Raw genomic sequence first — 17,073 nt, 5'->3', positions numbered from 1 at the left:
ACCAAACACGGTGTTACTTGCGACTTTCAAAGACAGCTTTAACTCGTTGTAGTTCTTGGTTTTTCTTATAAATCTACAGCTCTGATATGCTTTCCGACCGCAGGCGGAGGTAGCACCATGCAACTCATTGATATCGGCGTCAACCTGACCAACCCAAGTTTCGACGAAAAGCACCAGGCCGTTCTCGACCGCGCCTACGCCGCCGGGGTGAGCCAATTGGTACTCACCGGCACCAGTGTCGACGGCAGTGAACAGGCCCTGGAACTGTGCGAGCAACTGGACGAAAGCGGCCAACGCCTGTTCGCCACCGCCGGTATCCACCCCCACTCGGCCAGTGACTGGAATGCCGAAAGCGCCAAGCGCCTGCGCGGTCTGCTCAAGGAAAGCCGTGTGCGTGCGGTGGGTGAATGCGGGCTCGACTTCAACCGGGATTTCTCCCCGCGCCCCCAGCAGGAAAAAGTCCTCGAAGAACACCTGGCCCTGGCCGTGGAACTGAAACTCCCGGTTTTTCTTCATGAGCGTGATGCCAATCAACGCCTGCTGGAAATCCTGCGGGACTACCGCGATCACCTGTCGGCTGCCGTGGTGCACTGCTTCACCGGCGAGCAGCGTGCGTTGTTCAGCTACCTCGACCTGGACCTGCACATCGGCATTACCGGCTGGATCTGCGACGAGCGCCGTGGGACGCACCTGCATCCGCTGGTCAGGGAAATTCCCCGGGGCCGTCTGATGCTGGAAAGCGATGCGCCCTACCTGCTGCCACGCACCTTGCGACCCAAGCCGAAAAACGGGCGCAACGAACCCGCCTATTTGCCGGAAGTCCTGCGGGAAGTCGCCTTGCACCGCGAAGAATCCGTGGAAGACCTGGCGCAACACAGCACCGCCTGCGCCCGGGCCTTTTTTGGATTGCCTGTGCCGGATTGACGCGGCTCATTGACCCATATCAAAACCCGGCGCCTCGATAGCGGCACAATAATGGCACCTTGCCAATGCTGTTTCCGCTATCAGAGAAAACCTTCCATGGGTGCCTGGCTTAGCAACATCTCACTGAAGTACAAATTCTGGGCCGTGAACGCGGTCGCCTTCATCACCACCCTGCTGCTGGTGCTGTACGCCGTGCAGCTCGAACAACAGGCCCGCAGCCAAGCCTCCCAGGCGTCGGCGCAAGCCCAGGCGCGCTTGCTCAGTGCCTGGCCCGCCGGCCAACCGCTGCCCAAGGGCGAGCACTGGCTGACCTATGCCAAGGGCAAAGCCCCACAACTGGGCGACGAGGACCTGTCAGCCCTGGCCACCGCCAGTGGCTGGGTGGACTTCAATCACATGCCGTTGTTCGGCGACAACCCGCTGATAGGCGCCGAAGTGATCAGCCGCGCCGACGGCCAGGAGGTCGCCGTCCTGGCCTACGGACCCAGCTTGAGCCAAGTGTTCGAAGACCGTTTCGCCAACTACGCCGTGGCGGTGATGATTCTGATGCTGGCCATGCTCGGCGCCTCACAGCTGCTGATCCGCTTTCTGCTCAGCCAGCTCAACACCTTGAAAGACGTGATGCTGCACGTCGAAAAAACCGGCGACCTTTCGGCCCGCGTTCCCTTGGCCTGCAAGGACGAGGTCGGGCAGATGGCCAGTGCCTTTAACGCGATGCAGGCGGGTTATCAGCGAGTGGTCAACACCGTCGCGCGCACCGCCAAGCAACTGGACGACGGTGCCGCACGCCTGGCCAGCAGCATGAACGAGGTGCAACACGGCATGCTCGGCCAGCAAAGCGAAACCGACCAGGCCGCCACCGCGATCAACGAAATGACCGCCACCGTCTACCATATCGCCCAGCACGCCGGCGCCACCCGCGACCTGTCCCAGACTGCCGACACCCTCGCCGGCAGCGGCCAGGAAGTGGTCAGCCGGGTGCAACGCTCGATTGCCGGGCTGTCTACCGGCGTGCAGCAGACCGCCGAAATGATCCAGAAGCTGGCCGAGGACAGCCAGAAAATCAACAGCGTAGTCGGGGTGATTCACAGCATCGCCGAACAGACCAACCTGCTGGCTCTCAACGCCGCCATCGAAGCGGCGCGTGCCGGTGAAATGGGTCGAGGGTTTGCCGTGGTCGCCGACGAAGTGCGCAACCTGGCCAAGCGGGTGCAGAGTTCCACTGATGAAATCACCCGTATGGTGTCCGCCCTGCAAGCCGGCACCCGGGACGCGGTGGACTTTATGCAGGAAAGCTCGTTCAAGGCCGACGACTGCGTGCAACAGGCGCAAGAGGCCGGGATCGCCCTCGCTGAAATCACCGGGGCCGTGGCGCAGATGCGCGAGAGCAATACGCAGATTGCCGTGGCGGCCGAGCAGCAAAGCCATGTGGCCGAGGAAATGAATCGGGCCGTGGTGAGCATTCGTGACGTCACCGAGAACACCGTGCAACAAACCGTGGACTCGGCCACCACCAGCAATGAGCTGGCGACCCTGGCCGGCGAACTGAGCAAGGCCATCGGACAATTGAAGCTGTAAACCCGAAGGAATGGCTATGGCCTCCATAGCCATCCTTGATTCGCCGCCCCGCCCTGCCCGTCCTACACTCTGTTCAAGATGTTTCAACGGACAGAGGAATCACGATCATGGGCAAACGTCATCCAAATCTCCCCGCCTGGCAATGGCGCACCCACCCGCAGAATAATCAGCATGCAACCAATCAAGTGCTGCAGCTGCTTGCGCTGCCACTGTTGGTGATCGGCTTTCTGTTGATGGTCTCCGGGGTGTTCAGCGAGAACCTGGCGAGCGTCGCTATCGGGGTTGTCGGTATTGTGGCCGCGCTGGCATTGCAGCATCACGGTCGCAGCCTGGAGACACGCACCAGCGATGCCTCCAACGATCAACACCTGTTGGTCTGAGGGCTCAGGCGAACACCACCACCGACTGACGACTGATAGCAATCAACTGCCCGTCTGGGCTCCACAGCTGCGCAGCCGCATGGCCGTAGCCGTCGCGGGCATGCTCGATGTGGACCCGGTATTGGCACCAGTCCAGGGTGCTGAGGGTTTGCAATGGCTGGACGAATTCGATGGTCCAGGTCAGGGTGCTGCCCGGTGCGGGTTGGGTCAGGTGCGGCAGCACCGCAGGTGGCCACGCATCCACCAGCGCGAGGATATGCGCCTCGGTCAGCGGTTCTTCTTTCACATCGCCACGCAAGCGCACCCAGCCGCCCATCTCACGGGATTTATTGCCGGTGAATGGTAGACCGCCGACGCTCCAGCGCATCGCCAGGTGCCGCATGAATTCCGGTGTCACCCCTTTGACGTAGGGCAGCTCCTGGCACTCATCCCAGTGTTTGAAGGTGGGCGCCGGTTCAGCGGCGACGTCGATCTGCGAGGGCCGCGACGCGCCGAAGCTGGCCTGCACCAGGGTCATCGTCTCACCGTTCTGCACCACACGGCCCAGCAGTTGGCTTACGGCCTTGCCTTCGCGCAGCACTTCGACTTCGTAGCGGGCAGGCACATCCGGCGCCACCGGGCCGACAAAGGTAATCGCCAGCGAACGCAGCGGGCGATCCGCCGGGACCTGCGCACGCAGGGCTTCGTACGCCAACGCCACGACCAACCCGCCAAAGGTGGCGCGGCCCTGGGCCCATTCGGCCGGGACCGAGACGTCCAGCGGGTGGCTGCGGGCAGCGTCGAGCAAATCACTAAAGCGCATGGCGATCTCAACTTGAAGGAAGGATTGAGGGATCTTAACCACCCGGCCTGCGCCGCACAGCACCTATTCCAGCCAAAAGTCCGGACAGAAAGGCCGCGCCATCACGCGAAGCAGTCAGCGCTCAACTTGTCCAGCACTCGGTCCGCTTGCCCTTCGGCCTCGGCCATGGTGCGGTGCCAGCCGGTCACGCACGGCTGCAAATCAGGCTCGTGCCCGGCTTGCGCCAGCCATTGCCAGCAGTCGTGCCAATCGCCAAGGGCGCCTTGGGCTGCCTTGAGACGGGACACAGCTTTAGGCGGCAGCTTGTTCAGCGCGGGATAAGCCTCGGCGGCATAACGCACACGCTTGATCAACAGGCGCAGGCGATGACGGTCATGGTTGGGATCGCGCAGCGCCTCGCCGAGGTTTTTCCATTGCTTGGCCAGGCGTTTTTCAATGCGCGTGCTCAGGCCCTTGAGCAATTTCTGCCGTTGGGAAGCGCGGATAAAACGCGGGAATGCATCGAGGATCAGCAACAATTGCGCCAGCTCCGGCCCTTGTGCAACCGAGCGGTAGGTGACCGGCTGCTGCCGCATACGCCGCTCAGCGGCCTCGTGATGGCCGTGCTGGTGGAGGTAGGCCGCCAACACTTCACGGTCGCGAAACGGTGTGGTCAGTTGGCCGACGGCACTGGCGGCCGCCTCGAGTTGCTCGACACCGGGCAACCCGCGCAATGGTCGCAACAGGCTGCGCAAGCGCCGCACCGTGGTGCGCAGATCATGCAGGGCCTCGTCGTCCGTGACGGCGGCAAGGCGCGCCTGGCAGTTCAGTAACCCTACTTCCAGGCCAATGACCTGAGCGACTAGCTGATCGACCAAGGCTGACATCCTTTCCTCCTCAATGATTAAACCTTCGGGCTTGAGGCCGCCGACGCAGCCTCGTTGCACTCGACAGCTGCTACGCGGGGTTAGCGCCCTGCACGGGACTCACGAATGTAGAAGCGGGCCTTCTCGGCCTTGGTCGAGCAGCCTTCAAAGGCTTCGAACTGCTGCTGGGTCTTGGCGCCAGTCAACAACGACAGAGCCTTGGAGTAACTCACGGTGCCGGCAAAACCTTCGGCCTTGGCCAGATCCAGCTCGTGCCACGCCGCGTCCAGTTGCGTGCCGCAGCTGTCGCGATAAGCGGTTTTCCCGGCACAACCGGCCAGGGCCAACACGATCACAGGCACACACATCCAGGCTTTCATCAAATGACACCTCAAGAAAAGAAAAAACAGTCACAGCTGTAGACGTTGCCTACACAGAAAAGTGCCTTATCCGACTGCCTGAATCCGCAGCTCCGATTGCCAGAGCATACCCGAGCAGGGTCGCCCGCTCGCGAAAATAATCGGTTGTGGCGGTGATGATTGAAGCGCGCCCCTCGATGGGTGCATTGTGGGCACCTGTTTTGCGAAGGATCAGGTCATGAACAAACGTGTTGCATTGGTGCTGGGCTCCGGTGGCGCCCGGGGCTACGCCCATATCGGCGTGATCGAGGAAATCGAAAAACGCGGCTATGACATCGCCTGCATTGCCGGCTGTTCCATGGGTGCGGTGGTGGGTGGGATCTATGCCGCGGGCAAGCTGGAAGCGTATCGAAACTGGATCGAAAGCCTCGACTACCTGGACGTGCTGCGCCTGGTCGATGTGAGCTTTCGCCTGGGGGCGATTCGTGGCGAAAAGGTCTTTGGGCAGATCCGCAAGATCGTCGGCGAGATCAATATCGAAGACCTGCGCATTCCCTACACCGCCGTGGCCACCGACCTGACCAACCAGCAGGAAATCTGGTTCCAGGAAGGCTGCCTGCACCAGGCCATGCGTGCTTCGGCGGCGATTCCCAGCCTGTTCACCCCGGTGATGCAGGGCAACCGCATGCTGGTAGACGGCGGCCTGCTCAACCCGTTGCCGATCGTGCCGGTGGTGTCGAGCCATTGCGACCTGATCATTGCGGTCAACCTCAACTCCACCAACCAGAAGCACTACAAGCTTCCGGTGATCCAGCGTCCGCCGGCGTTCAGGAGCCGCTTCGATAACCTGGTGCGTTCACTGGGTTCGCACTTGCCGTTTCGGCGCAAGCAGGCCGAGCAGTTGTTGATGCTGGAACAGGAAGCGCTGCTGGCCCAGGCTGCCGATATCAACCCGTGGCTGGACTCTGCCGAACCCGAGGCGCAACAACCGGCGGCGGCACCGGAAAAGGCCGGGGCGCCCAAGTCGGCGACCGGCTCGTTCATCATCGATAACGTGGGGCCCGCGTCGCTGCTGGATCTGATCAACCAGAGCTTCGAGGTGATGCAGACGTCATTGGCGCAGTACAAGATCGCCGGTTACCCGCCGGATATTCTGATCAACGTGCCGAAGCGGGTGTGCCGGTTTTTCGAATTTTACAAAGCGCCGGAGTTGATCGCGCTGGGCAGGGAGATCGCCAGCGATACGCTGGATCGTTACGAGAGCGAGCAACACTGAGTATTTATGAACCGAGCGTTTGTGGCGAGGGAGCTTGCTCCCGTTGGAGTGCGAAGCGCTCCCAGGATTTTGGGGCTGCTGCGCAGCCCAGCGGGAGCAAGCTCCCTCGCCACAGGTTGAGCTAACGCTTCAGGCCTCGGTGTTCAACAACCGATAGCCCACCCCAGCCTCAGTCACGATAAACCGTGGCTGAGTCGGATCATCCGCCAGTTTCTGGCGCAGATGCCCCACCACAATCCGCAGGTAATGGCTGTCTTCGGTATGGGTCGGGCCCCAAATATCCTTGAGAAGTTGCTGCTGGGTGATCACCCGCCCGGGATGCCGCGCCAGTTGCGCCAGCACCGCGTATTCCTTGCGGGTCAGCGCCACTTCGACACCGTCCAGCAGCACCCGCCGATAAGCCAGGTCTACCGTCAGCGGGCCAAACCGCAATGCCGCTTCCTGGGCCTCCCCCGCCGGCGCCTGGCGCAGCAACGCCCGCACCCGCGCGAGAAACTCCTGGATGCCAAACGGCTTGGTCACGTAGTCGTTGGCGCCGTTGTCCAGCGCCTCGACCTTTTGCACTTCGCTGGCCCGCACCGACAGCACCAGCACCGGCACCGTGGACCACTCGCGAAACTCGCGCAGCACTTGCTGGCCGTCCATGTCCGGCAGGCCGAGGTCGAGCACCAGCAGGTCCGGCTTACTCAAGGCAGCCTGGGCCAGGCCTTCGTTGCCGGTACCGGCCTCGATCACTTTATAGCCCTGGGAGGCCAGGCTGATACGCAAAAACTTGCGGATCTGCGGTTCGTCGTCAATGACCAAAATCGTCGCAGTCTGGCTCATGGTGTCCAATCAAAATCCGTGAAGAAACATTTCATTGTAGGAGCGAGCTTGCTCGCGAAAAACCCAAGGGCTGCGCGTTAACTCAGAACACCATCATCATCGTTAACAATCTTCGCGAGCAAGAGCCAAACGCGCCCATCGATCCTACAGTTCGCTTTCCAGCCCAGGCTGCGTCTGCAATGGCAGGAATAAAGTGATGCAGGTACCGCGACCGTCGATGCCGTCGGCCACGCTGATATGCCCGCCGTGCGCACCGACCATGCCCTGACAGATCGCCAGGCCGAGCCCGGTGCCCTGCCCGCCACGATCACCTCTGGCGGCGGTGTAGAACATGTCGAAAATCTTCGCCCGCTCCTCCTCGGGAATACCCGGGCCTTCATCGGCGACCGCAAAGAACAATTGATTATCCTGCACGCCGGCACTGAGTTGCAGGCGGCCTTGTGGCGGTGAGAAGCGTGCAGCGTTTTCCAGTACGTTGACCAGCGCCTGCTCGATCAAGGCCGCATGCACATACAGCAACGGCAGTTCGGGCGGCACGTCGGTGGTCACTTGCAGCGGCGCCAGCACCGCACGCAAACGGCCAAGGGAACTGCCGACGATATCGCCGGGTGAGACCCAGTCCCGCGCCAGCTTCAGCGCACCGTGGCCCAGGCGAGTCATGTCCAGCAGGTTCTGGATGTAGCGATCCAGGCGCTCAGCCTCATCGCGGGTGCCTTCCAGCAACTCCCGGCGATCTTCCAGGGGAATCGCCTCGCCGAGGGCCAGCAGGCTGTCGATGCTGCCTCGCATGGACGTCAGCGGTGTGCGCAAATCGTGAGACACGGAGGCCAGCAAGGCACTGCGCAATTGCTCGGTTTCACCGTGCAGGCGTGCCGCTTCCAGTTCCTGGCCGAGCTGCGCACGGGCCAGGGCTTGAGCCAATGGCTGACTCAAGGCCGTGAGCAGGCGACGGCGTTGGCCACTCAGTTCAAGCCCGGCTTTAGGGCTGACACCGAGCAGGCCCAACGGACCTTCTTCGCTGGACAACGGCCACCACCACCAGCGCCCGAACGGCAAGGTGCCGGTGCCCATGCCGGCCGGCTGATCGTGCTGCCAGGCCCAATCGGCGGCGGCGCGCTCGGCTTCGGTGAAAGTGATCGGGCCGCCGGTCTCGACCTTCCAGTCGCCCTGGCCGTCGCGGTTGAGCAGGCACAGTTGCAGGTCGCTCCAGCCTTCCAGGTGATGCGCGGCTGCACTGATCACCGCCTGGCGATCGGTGGCAGCGGTGAGCTTGCGGGACAAGTCGAGCAGCTCGGTGGTTTCTTCCTGGGTGTCGCGCAACGCCTGCAACTGCCGACGCTGGCGGGCGGCCAGGTTGCCGGTGAGCGCGGCCATCAGCAGGAAGAACAACAGCGTCAGCACGTCCTCTTCACGCTGGATAGCGAAGGAGAAATTCGGCGGGATAAACAGAAAGTCGTAGCTCAGGAATGACAGCGCCGCACACGCCAACGCCGGGCCCAAGCTGCTACGTACCGCTACCAGCAATACGGCGGCGAGGAACACCAGCGAGATATTCGGCAACGGCAAAGCACTGGCGACACCCCATGCGACTGCGGCCGCGATCACGGTCGCCACCACCGCCAGGGCATAGTCAAACCACACCAGCCCACGCACATCCGGCAGGCGCGGAGGGGCCGGAACTTCGTCGCTGTCGAGGACGTTGATTTCCAGGCCCCGGGCATTGCGCAGCAGGCGTGCCGCCAAGCCGCCACCAAACAGATTGCGCCGCCAGCGCGGCCGGGACTGCCCCACCAGAATCAAGCTGGCGCGACGCTCGGCGGCGTGCTGGATCAGGGTCTTGGCCACCTCCCCCGCTCGCAGCAACACCACTTCACCGCCAAGACGCTCGGCCAGTTGCTGGGCGTTTTGCAAGCGCAGGCGCGATTGTTCATCCCGTACCCGGCCGTTATCCACATGCACCAGACTCCACGGCAAATGCCGACGCTGGGCTACGCGGCTGGCATGACGCACCAGGCGTTCGGCCTGGGCATCGCCATCCACGCCCACCAACAACCGGCCACGCACGGCGGGCGCGGCTTGGCCCAATTGGCGATAACCCTGGGCCAAGTCATCGTCGACATGGGCCGCAGCGGTTTGCATCGCCAGCTCGCGCAGGGCCATGAGGTTGGTCTGGGTGAAGAATGCATCGATGGCGGCGCGAGCCTGTTCCGGCACGTAGACTTTGCCGTCCCGCAGGCGCTCCAGCAGCTCGCGGGATGGCAGGTCGATCAGCAGCAGTTCGTCGGCTTCCTGCAAGACCCAGTCGGGCAAGGTCTCGCGCACTTGCACGCCGGTGATGCCGCGCACCTGGTCGTTGAGGCTTTCCAGGTGCTGGACGTTGACCGTGGTAAAAACGTTGATGCCGGCGGCGAGCAACTCCTGAATGTCTTGCCAGCGTTTTTCGTGACGGCTGCCGGGGGCGTTGCTGTGGGCGAGTTCGTCCACCAGCACCAGTTTGGGCTTGGCGGCGAGCAGGCCGTCGAGGTCCATTTCCTCCAGCATCACGCCGCGGTATTCGGAACGCAGCAGCGGCTGTTGTGGCAAGCCGCTGAGCAAGGCTTCGGTCTCGGCGCGGCCGTGGGTTTCCACCACGCCGGCAATCAGCCGCACGCCCTGGCGCAGCTGGGTGTGGGCGGCCTGGAGCATGGCGTAGGTCTTGCCCACGCCGGGCGCGGCGCCGAGGAAGACTTTGAGCCGGCCACGGCCGTCCCGGGGTAGATCGGCTAACAGGGCATCGGCGCGGCCGGAGTCGCTCATGCGGGCGGTCTTCCTTCAGGTGTTGATGTGGGTTTCTTGAGTCCGCCTTCGCGAGCAAGCCCGCTCCCACATTTGACCGCATTCCAAAGGTGAAACTCAGTCGAATGTGGGAGCGGGCTTGCTCGCGAAAGCGGCGCCACGGTTTACAGTTTTTCCAGGGCCATATTCAACGCCAGCACGTTCACCACCGGCGGCCCCACCAACGGGCTTTCGATGTGCTCGTCCATCAAACGCTCCAGGGTCGCCACCGGCAGATTACGTGCGGCAGCCACCCGGGCCAGTTGATAGGCAATCGCCTGTGGTGGCAAGTGTGGATCAAGACCGCTGCCGGAGGTAGTCAGCATTGCTATCGGTACCGGCCCCTGACCGGGTACCAGCAGCTTGTTGGCGTCGTCGAATACGCGGGTAGCCAAGGCCGGGTTGCTTGGGCTGAGGTTGCTGGCGCTGCTGGAAACCGTCGCAAACGCACCGGCAGATGGCCGTGGGTGGAACCAGCCGTCACCGGTGAAATCCTGGGCGATCAGGCTCGAACCGCGAACCTTGCCGCTGGCATCGTGTACCAGGCTGCCGTTGGCCTGGTCAGGGAACGCGACTTGCGCCACGCCAGTGACAACCAGGGGATAGGCCACGCCGGTGATCAGGGTCATCAACACCAGCAGGCTCAGGGCCGGGCGGATTATGTTGGACATTTCAAATTCCTCGATTCGGTTATTGCAACCTGCAGGCACCGGTTTGCCGGCGCCTGCAGGCATCGGGTCAAACCAGGTGCAGCGCGGTCAACAGCATGTCGATCGCCTTGATGCCCACGAACGGCACCAGAATCCCGCCCAGGCCGTAGATCAGCAGGTTGCGACGCAGCAACGCCGCCGCACTCGCCGCCTGTACGCGCACACCGCGCAGCGCCAACGGGATCAACACCACGATGATCAGGGCGTTGAACACGATGGCCGAGAGGATCGCGCTCTGCGGGCTTTGCAGGTGCATCACGTTGAGCACGCCCAGTTGCGGGTAGATCGAGGCGAACAGCGCCGGCAGGATCGCGAAGTACTTGGCCACGTCGTTGGCGATAGAGAACGTCGTCAGCGCACCGCGGGTCACCAGCAATTCCTTGCCGATCTGCACCACGTCCAGCAGCTTGGTCGGGTCGCTGTCGAGGTCGACCATGTTGGCCGCTTCACGGGCGGCCTGGGTGCCGTCGTTCATTGCCATGCCGACGTCAGCCTGGGCCAGCGCCGGGGCGTCGTTGGCGCCGTCGCCGCACATCGCAACCAGGCGGCCGTCGTTCTGTTCGTGACGAATGCGCGCCAGCTTTTTCTCTGGAGTCGCTTCGGCGAGCACGTCATCCACGCCGGCTTCAGCGGCAATCGCGGCGGCGGTCAGCGGGTTATCGCCAGTCACCATCACGGTGCGGATCCCCAGCTTGCGCAACTCGGCGAAACGTTCACGAATGCCAGGCTTGACCACGTCCTTGAGGTGAATGGCGCCGAGCAATTTGCCGTCGGCACACACCAGCAAAGGCGTGCCGCCGCTCTGGGCGATCTTGTCGATTTCCCGGGAGAGCGCCGGTTGCAGGTCGCGGCGTTGCAGGCCGATAAAGGCCAGCAGCGAATCCACGGCGCCTTTGCGGAACACACGGCCTTGGTAGTCGACGCCGGACAGGCGGGTTTCCGCGCTGAACGGGACGGAGGTCAACTCATCGGTCGATGGCTCGGCTTGCGGGTGCTGGCCACGCAGGTACTCGACGATGGATTTACCTTCGGCCGTATCGTCCGCCAGGGACGCCAGCAGTGCGCCTTCGGCCAGCTCCTTGCCGCTGACACCGGGCGCGGCGATCACGTTGGTGCAGCGGCGGTTACCGAAGGTGATGGTGCCGGTCTTGTCCAGTAACAGCACATGCACGTCCCCCGCCGCTTCCACTGCGCGACCGGATTTGGCGATCACGTTGAGGCGCACCAGGCGGTCCATACCGGCAATACCGATGGCCGACAACAGGCCGCCGATGGTGGTCGGAATCAGCGTGACCAACAGCGCCACCAGGAACACCAGCGGCAGGTTGCCATTGGCGAAGTGGGCGAACGGCTGCAGAGTCACCACCACCAGCAGGAAGATCAGCGTCAGGCCGATCAGCAGGATATCCAGCGCGACTTCGTTGGGGGTTTTCTGGCGTTTGGCGCCTTCCACCAGGGCGATCATGCGGTCCAGGGTCGACTCGCCCGGGTTGGCGGTGATGCGGATCATCAACCAGTCCGAAACCAGGCGGGTGTTGCCGGTGACGGCCGAGCGGTCGCCGCCGGACTCACGGATAACCGGAGCGGACTCGCCGGTGATCGCCGCTTCATTGACCGCAGCAATCCCTTCGATGACTTCGCCGTCACCCGGGATCATTTCCCCGGCGACCACACGCACCACATCACCTTTGCGCAGGCTGGTGGCCGGCACGACTTTGAAGCTGCCGTCGGTTTCCTTGCGACGGGCGCTGAGGCCCTCGCTGCCCGCCTTGAGGCTGTCGGCACGGGCCTTGCCGCGACCTTCAGCCAAGGCTTCGGCGAAGTTGGCGAACAGCACGGTGAACCACAGCCATACAGCGATTTGCACGGCGACGTAGGTCGGTACGGCAACATCCGGCACGAAGCACAGGATGGTGGTGAGGATCGCGGTCAGTTCGACCACCAGCATCACCGGCGAACGTTGCAGCTGGCGCGGGTCGAGCTTGACGAAGGCCTGAACCAGCGCCGGGCGCCACAGGGCCGACATTGCGGTTTTGGCCGGCTCCTGGGTTTTCACGGGAGCCGCGTTTTTTGCAGGCAAGTTCATTTTCATATCCCCTAGGCTCTTCATTTAAAAAGCAGCCATGCTCAAATGTTCAGCGATAGGCCCAAGTGCCAGCGTCGGCAGGAAGGTCAGGCCGCCCACCAGCAAAATGGTCACGGTCAACAGGGTTACGAACAGCGGGCCGTGGGTCGGGAAGCTGTTCTGGCCAATCGGTGCGGTCTTCTTCATCGCCAGGCTGCCGGCCAGGGCCAGTACCGGGAGGATGTAACCGAAGCGACCCAGCAACATCGACAGGCTCAACATCAGGTTGTGGAACGGGGTGTTGGCACTGAAGCCGCCGAACGCCGAACCGTTGTTGGCACTGGCCGAGGTGTAGGCGTACAGCAACTGGCTGAAACCGTGGGGGCCAGGGTTACTGATGGCACCGGCCGGGCCAGGCAGGCTGGCGGCGATGGCGCCCAGCACCAGGGTGCCGACCGGCATCACCAGCAAGGTCACGACCAGCAACTGCACTTCCTTGGCCTGGAGTTTTTTGCCGAGGTATTCCGGTGTACGACCAATCATCAAGCCGGCGAGGAAAACCGCGATTAACACGTTAAGCAACATGCCGTACATGCCGGCACCGACGCCGCCGAAGATCACTTCGCCGACCATCATGTTGACCAGCGAGATCATCCCGCTCAGAGGATTGAGGCTGTCTTGCATGCCGTTGACCGAACCGTTAGACGCGGCGGTGGTGGCCACCGACCACAACACGGTACCGGTGGTGCCGAAGCGCGCTTCTTTACCTTCCTGCGGCGCAGCCTGTTCAACCGCCGGGTTGTTCAGCGCCGGGTTGGGCTGGTACTCAGCCCACATCGCGGTAGCGCCACCGATGATGAACAAGGCCAGCATGCAACCGAGGATCGCCCGGCTCTGACGCAGGTCTTTCACGTAGTGACCGAAGGTGAACACCAGCGCCACCGGGATCAGGATGATTGCGCCGAGCTCGAACAGGTTGGCCCAGGCGGTCGGGTCTTCAAATGGATGCGCCGAGTTGACCCCGAAGAAACCACCGCCGTTGGTGCCCAATTGCTTGATCGCAATCTGGCTGGCGGCCGGGCCCAGTGGGATCACCTGGTCAACGCCCTGCAGGGTCACAGCGTTCACGTAATGAGCGAAGGTTTGTGGCACACCCTGCCACACCAGGAACAACGCGAGCACCAGGCACAACGGCAACAGGCCGTAGAGGGTGGCGCGAGTCATGTCGACCCAGAAGTTGCCCAGGGTCTTGGTGGATTTGCGACCGATCCCACGGCACAACGCGACCAGGACGGCGAGACCGGTGGCCGCACTGACAAAGTTCTGCACGGTGAGGCCGGCCATCTGACTGAGGTAGCTCAGGGACGCTTCACCGCTGTAGGACTGCCAGTTGGTGTTGGTCATGAAACTGATGGCGGTGTTGAACGCCAGGGTCCATTCCTGACCCGGCAATTTCTGCGGGTTCAGCGGCAGATAGTCCTGGAACACAAGGATGCCGAACAGCAGCACGAAGCCAGCAAGGTTGAACGCCAGCAAGGCCAGCGCGTATTTCTGCCAGCTCTGTTCCTGGTCTGCATCGACACCCGAGAGGCGATAGCAAACGCGCTCGACCGGACCGAACACCGGCGTGAGCCAGGTTCGCTGCCCTTCCATTACCTTGTAGTAGAACCGCCCCAGGGCCGGTGCCGGAATCAGCACCAAGGCAAAGAAGGCGATGATCAGCCAATAGTCATAACTGTGCATAGCCTGCTCCTAGTTCCGATCCGCGCGTAACAGCGCAACCAGCAGATAAATGAACAGCGCCACAGCCAACAGCAGTGACACCCCGTCCAGAACGCTCATGGAAGTTTCTCCGTCGTGCGGCGACTGCCGCGTGTAGGAGGATTGTCCGCAGGAGTGGCGTAAAGGAACGAGAGCGACGGTATGGGTGGGGCGTAAAGACGGCGTAAAGAGTGGGTTTATGCGGGGTTTACGGGGGGATTTGTGAGCGTTTGCTGGAGGCCGCGCCCCTATCTGGTGCAGGCCGAGGGAACATTCAAACGCCAAACCGTCCCCTCGGCGACAGTTCGGCGCCTTTACGACATGGCATTGATGAATGGCATGTCCGCTGCAATGCCCTGAAACATTCCAAACCGTTCAGGGAGTGCTACACGATGAACACACAACTCAAACCTACCTTGGGCACCCTGCATTTGTGGGGCATCGCCGTCGGGCTGGTGATTTCCGGGGAATATTTCGGCTGGAGCTACGGCTGGGGCGTGGCAGGAACACTGGGCTTCCTGGTGACCTCATTGATGGTCGCCGCCATGTACACCTGCTTTATATTCAGTTTCACCGAACTGACCACTGCAATTCCCCACGCTGGCGGCCCGTTTGCCTACAGCCGCCGGGCATTTGGTGAGAAAGGCGGATTAATTGCCGGGTTGGCGACGCTGATTGAATTCGTGTTCGCCCCGCCCGCTATCGCCCTGGCCATCGGCGCCTACTTGAATGTGCAGTTCCCGGCCCTTGATCCGAAACACGCGGCCGTCGGCGCCTACATTGTATTCATGGGCCTGAACATCCTCGGCGTGAAGCTGGCGGCGACCTTTGAACTGGTGGTATGCGTGCTTGCCGTCGCCGAGTTGCTGGTGTTCATGGGTGTAGTCGCTCCCGCTTTCAGCTTCAGCAACTTCGCCCTGAATGGCTGGGCCGGCTCCGACACCTTCGGCGCGCCGGCGATTGCCGGAATGTTTGCGGCGATTCCATTTGCCATCTGGTTCTTCCTCGCCATCGAAGGCGCCGCCATGGCCGCCGAAGAAGCGAAAGATCCCAAGCGCACCATTCCAAAGGCCTACATCAGCGGCATCCTCACCTTGGTAATCCTGGCGATGGGCGTGATGTTCTTTGCCGGCGGCGTCGGCGACTGGCGCACCCTGTCCAACATCAACGACCCGCTACCTCAAGCGATGAAAACCGTAGTCGGCGACAGCTCGGGCTGGCTGCACATGCTCGTGTGGATCGGCCTGTTCGGCCTGGTGGCCAGCTTCCACGGGATCATCCTCGGTTACTCCCGCCAATTCTTCGCCCTGGCCCGCGCGGGCTACCTGCCCTCTTTCCTGGCCAAACTGTCGCGCTTTCAGACGCCGCACCGAGCAATCATCGCTGGCGGCATCGTCGGCATCGCCGCCATCTACAGCGATGGACTGATCAACCTGGGTGGCATGACCCTGACCGCAGCAATGATCACCATGGCCGTGTTCGGCGCCATCGTCATGTACATCATGAGCATGCTCAGCCTGTTCAAACTGCGTAAGACCGAACCGCTGCTGGAACGCACCTTCCGCGCACCGGGTTATCCCATCGTACCGGGGATCGCGCTGGTACTGGCCGTGGTGTGCCTGGTGGCGATGGCGTGGTTCAACGCGCTGATCGGCCTGATCTTCCTGGGCTTCATGGTGGTGGGGTTCGTGTACTTTCAACTGACCGCGCAAGACCGCGCCGATGCGCCGGCAGATGCGATGTTGACCGGGCTTTAAGGTTACCGGGGCAGAACGGGCCTACAATGAACTACTAAGAAAGCCCGTAACTCAAAGCAGCTATTACCGTGGGGAAATCCCCACGGTTTGCTGCCTCAAGGAGAGCCCTATGCCGTGGTATGCCTGGTTGATATTAGTGGTCGCGATCGGTTCGATCGTCGGTGGTTTGCTGATGCTGCGAGACAGCGCCAACAAGGTTGAATTGACCGATGAACAACGCAAGCGCGTGGCAGAGCGAAATGCCCAAGCGGATGCCAAGGATGCGCAGGATCGTTGAGGCTGAAGCGGCTCCCCGTTGAGCCGCACAATTTTGTAAACACCCGCCTATGCCCCGCCAAGCTTGGTTAATATGGCCTGATGTTTCGGAGGCCTTCCCATGCGCTATTCACAAGACCACAAAGCTCAAACCCACCGGCGCATCATCAAGGAAGCCTCGGTACGGTTTCGCCGTGACGGCATTGGTGCGACCGGTTTGCAGCCACTGATGAAAGCGCTGAACCTGACGCATGGCGGGTTTTATGCGCACTTCAAGTCCAAGGATGAGTTGGTGGAGAAGGCGTTACAGGCGGCGGCGGCAGAGCTGGATGCGCATTGCGCAATGCTATTCAGCCAGGAACGGCCGCTGGAAGCGTTTATCGACAGCTATCTCTCGGAGTGGCATCAGACCTCGCCGCATGAAGGGTGCCCGCTGACAACGATGTCTTCGGAGATGGGGTTGCGCGGGCAGCACAGCCGCACGACGGATGAAGTACTTAATGCGCGGCTCAAGCAGGTTGAAGCGGCTCTTGGCTGCCCGAATGCCAGGGAGCAGAGCCTGGTGCTGATGTCGACGCTGGTGGGGGCGTTGGTGTTGTCGAGAAGTGTGGAGAGCGCCGAGTTGGCGACGCGAATTCTTGATGGAGTGCGGGGAAGCTTGAAGGCGGAAGTTGTTGAGCAAAAGAAAGCCGGTCGATGACCGGCCTCCTCGCCTGTTTTCA

15 protein-coding genes and 1 pseudogene are annotated in these 17,073 nt (G+C 62.2%); 7 read left to right on the top strand and 9 right to left on the bottom strand.

What is annotated here, in order from left to right; all coding sequences use genetic code 11:
• Positions 1-117 precede the first annotated feature (117 nt).
• From NVB75_RS29235 to NVB75_RS29225, 3 genes and pseudogenes are all read left to right on the top strand, one after another.
• The gene (locus tag NVB75_RS29235) at positions 118-924 is read left to right on the top strand and encodes a TatD family hydrolase (RefSeq protein WP_258344511.1); all 807 of its coding nucleotides are present in this window, start codon (positions 118-120) and stop codon (positions 922-924) included.
• Positions 925-1,020: 96 nt separating this feature from the next.
• Positions 1,021-2,502: a methyl-accepting chemotaxis protein gene (locus NVB75_RS29230; protein ID WP_258344510.1), complete on the top strand. Its 1,482-nt coding sequence runs from the start codon at positions 1,021-1,023 to the stop codon at positions 2,500-2,502.
• A gap of 107 nt (positions 2,503-2,609) precedes the next feature.
• Positions 2,610-2,867: pseudogene (locus tag NVB75_RS29225) on the top strand (terminase); the annotation flags it as partial.
• Positions 2,868-2,886: 19 nt separating this feature from the next.
• Here the strand turns inward: NVB75_RS29225 and NVB75_RS29220 are convergent.
• From NVB75_RS29220 to NVB75_RS29210, 3 genes are all read right to left on the bottom strand, one after another.
• Complete coding sequence (locus NVB75_RS29220; RefSeq protein ID WP_258344507.1) at positions 2,887-3,684, bottom strand: acyl-CoA thioesterase II; 798 nt, start codon at positions 3,682-3,684, stop codon at positions 2,887-2,889.
• Between the two features lie 101 nt (positions 3,685-3,785).
• Entirely contained in the window at positions 3,786-4,550 is a 765-nt protein-coding gene (locus tag NVB75_RS29215; protein WP_258344505.1) for a CHAD domain-containing protein, read from the bottom strand.
• A gap of 80 nt (positions 4,551-4,630) precedes the next feature.
• Positions 4,631-4,909, bottom strand: a complete 279-nt coding sequence (locus tag NVB75_RS29210; RefSeq protein WP_003218744.1) for a hypothetical protein — start codon at positions 4,907-4,909, stop codon at positions 4,631-4,633.
• A 217-nt stretch (positions 4,910-5,126) separates the two neighbouring features.
• Between NVB75_RS29210 and NVB75_RS29205 the strand changes: the two genes are divergently transcribed.
• The gene (locus NVB75_RS29205; RefSeq protein ID WP_258344502.1) at positions 5,127-6,164 is read left to right on the top strand and encodes a patatin-like phospholipase family protein; all 1,038 of its coding nucleotides are present in this window, start codon (positions 5,127-5,129) and stop codon (positions 6,162-6,164) included.
• Between the two features lie 129 nt (positions 6,165-6,293).
• On the opposite strand, the gene NVB75_RS29200 is transcribed toward NVB75_RS29205, so the two are convergent.
• From NVB75_RS29200 to kdpF, 6 genes are all read right to left on the bottom strand, one after another.
• Complete coding sequence (locus tag NVB75_RS29200) at positions 6,294-6,989, bottom strand: response regulator (RefSeq protein ID WP_003218747.1); 696 nt, start codon at positions 6,987-6,989, stop codon at positions 6,294-6,296.
• A gap of 144 nt (positions 6,990-7,133) precedes the next feature.
• Positions 7,134-9,785 (bottom strand): sensor histidine kinase KdpD, encoded by a 2,652-nt coding sequence (locus NVB75_RS29195; RefSeq protein WP_258344500.1) that lies wholly within the window; start codon positions 9,783-9,785, stop codon positions 7,134-7,136.
• A 143-nt stretch (positions 9,786-9,928) separates the two neighbouring features.
• Entirely contained in the window at positions 9,929-10,474 is a 546-nt protein-coding gene (gene kdpC, locus NVB75_RS29190; protein ID WP_258344499.1) for a potassium-transporting ATPase subunit KdpC, read from the bottom strand.
• Positions 10,475-10,541: 67 nt separating this feature from the next.
• A complete protein-coding gene (gene kdpB / locus NVB75_RS29185) occupies positions 10,542-12,599 on the bottom strand; it encodes a potassium-transporting ATPase subunit KdpB (RefSeq protein ID WP_258344498.1) in 2,058 nt (685 codons plus the stop codon).
• Between the two features lie 24 nt (positions 12,600-12,623).
• On the bottom strand, positions 12,624-14,321 hold the full coding sequence (kdpA, locus tag NVB75_RS29180; RefSeq protein WP_258344497.1) for a potassium-transporting ATPase subunit KdpA: 1,698 nt from the start codon (positions 14,319-14,321) through the stop codon (positions 12,624-12,626).
• Positions 14,322-14,330: 9 nt separating this feature from the next.
• Positions 14,331-14,420 (bottom strand): K(+)-transporting ATPase subunit F, encoded by a 90-nt coding sequence (kdpF, locus tag NVB75_RS29175; RefSeq protein WP_003218754.1) that lies wholly within the window; start codon positions 14,418-14,420, stop codon positions 14,331-14,333.
• Between the two features lie 311 nt (positions 14,421-14,731).
• On the opposite strand from kdpF, the gene eat reads away from it, so the two are divergent.
• The 3 genes from eat (at position 14,732) to NVB75_RS29160 (ending at position 17,051) form a co-directional block, all read left to right on the top strand.
• Complete coding sequence (gene eat, locus NVB75_RS29170; protein ID WP_003218757.1) at positions 14,732-16,096, top strand: ethanolamine permease; 1,365 nt, start codon at positions 14,732-14,734, stop codon at positions 16,094-16,096.
• A 109-nt stretch (positions 16,097-16,205) separates the two neighbouring features.
• Entirely contained in the window at positions 16,206-16,373 is a 168-nt protein-coding gene (locus NVB75_RS29165; protein WP_008437727.1) for a DUF2897 family protein, read from the top strand.
• A 99-nt stretch (positions 16,374-16,472) separates the two neighbouring features.
• On the top strand, positions 16,473-17,051 hold the full coding sequence (locus NVB75_RS29160; RefSeq protein WP_258344495.1) for a TetR/AcrR family transcriptional regulator: 579 nt from the start codon (positions 16,473-16,475) through the stop codon (positions 17,049-17,051).
• Positions 17,052-17,073: the final 22 nt, after the last annotated feature.

It is taken from the genome of Pseudomonas sp. CBS (assembly GCF_024734645.1).
Lineage (GTDB): Bacteria > Pseudomonadota > Gammaproteobacteria > Pseudomonadales > Pseudomonadaceae > Aquipseudomonas.
This window is presented reverse-complemented; position numbering and strand designations above follow the sequence as displayed.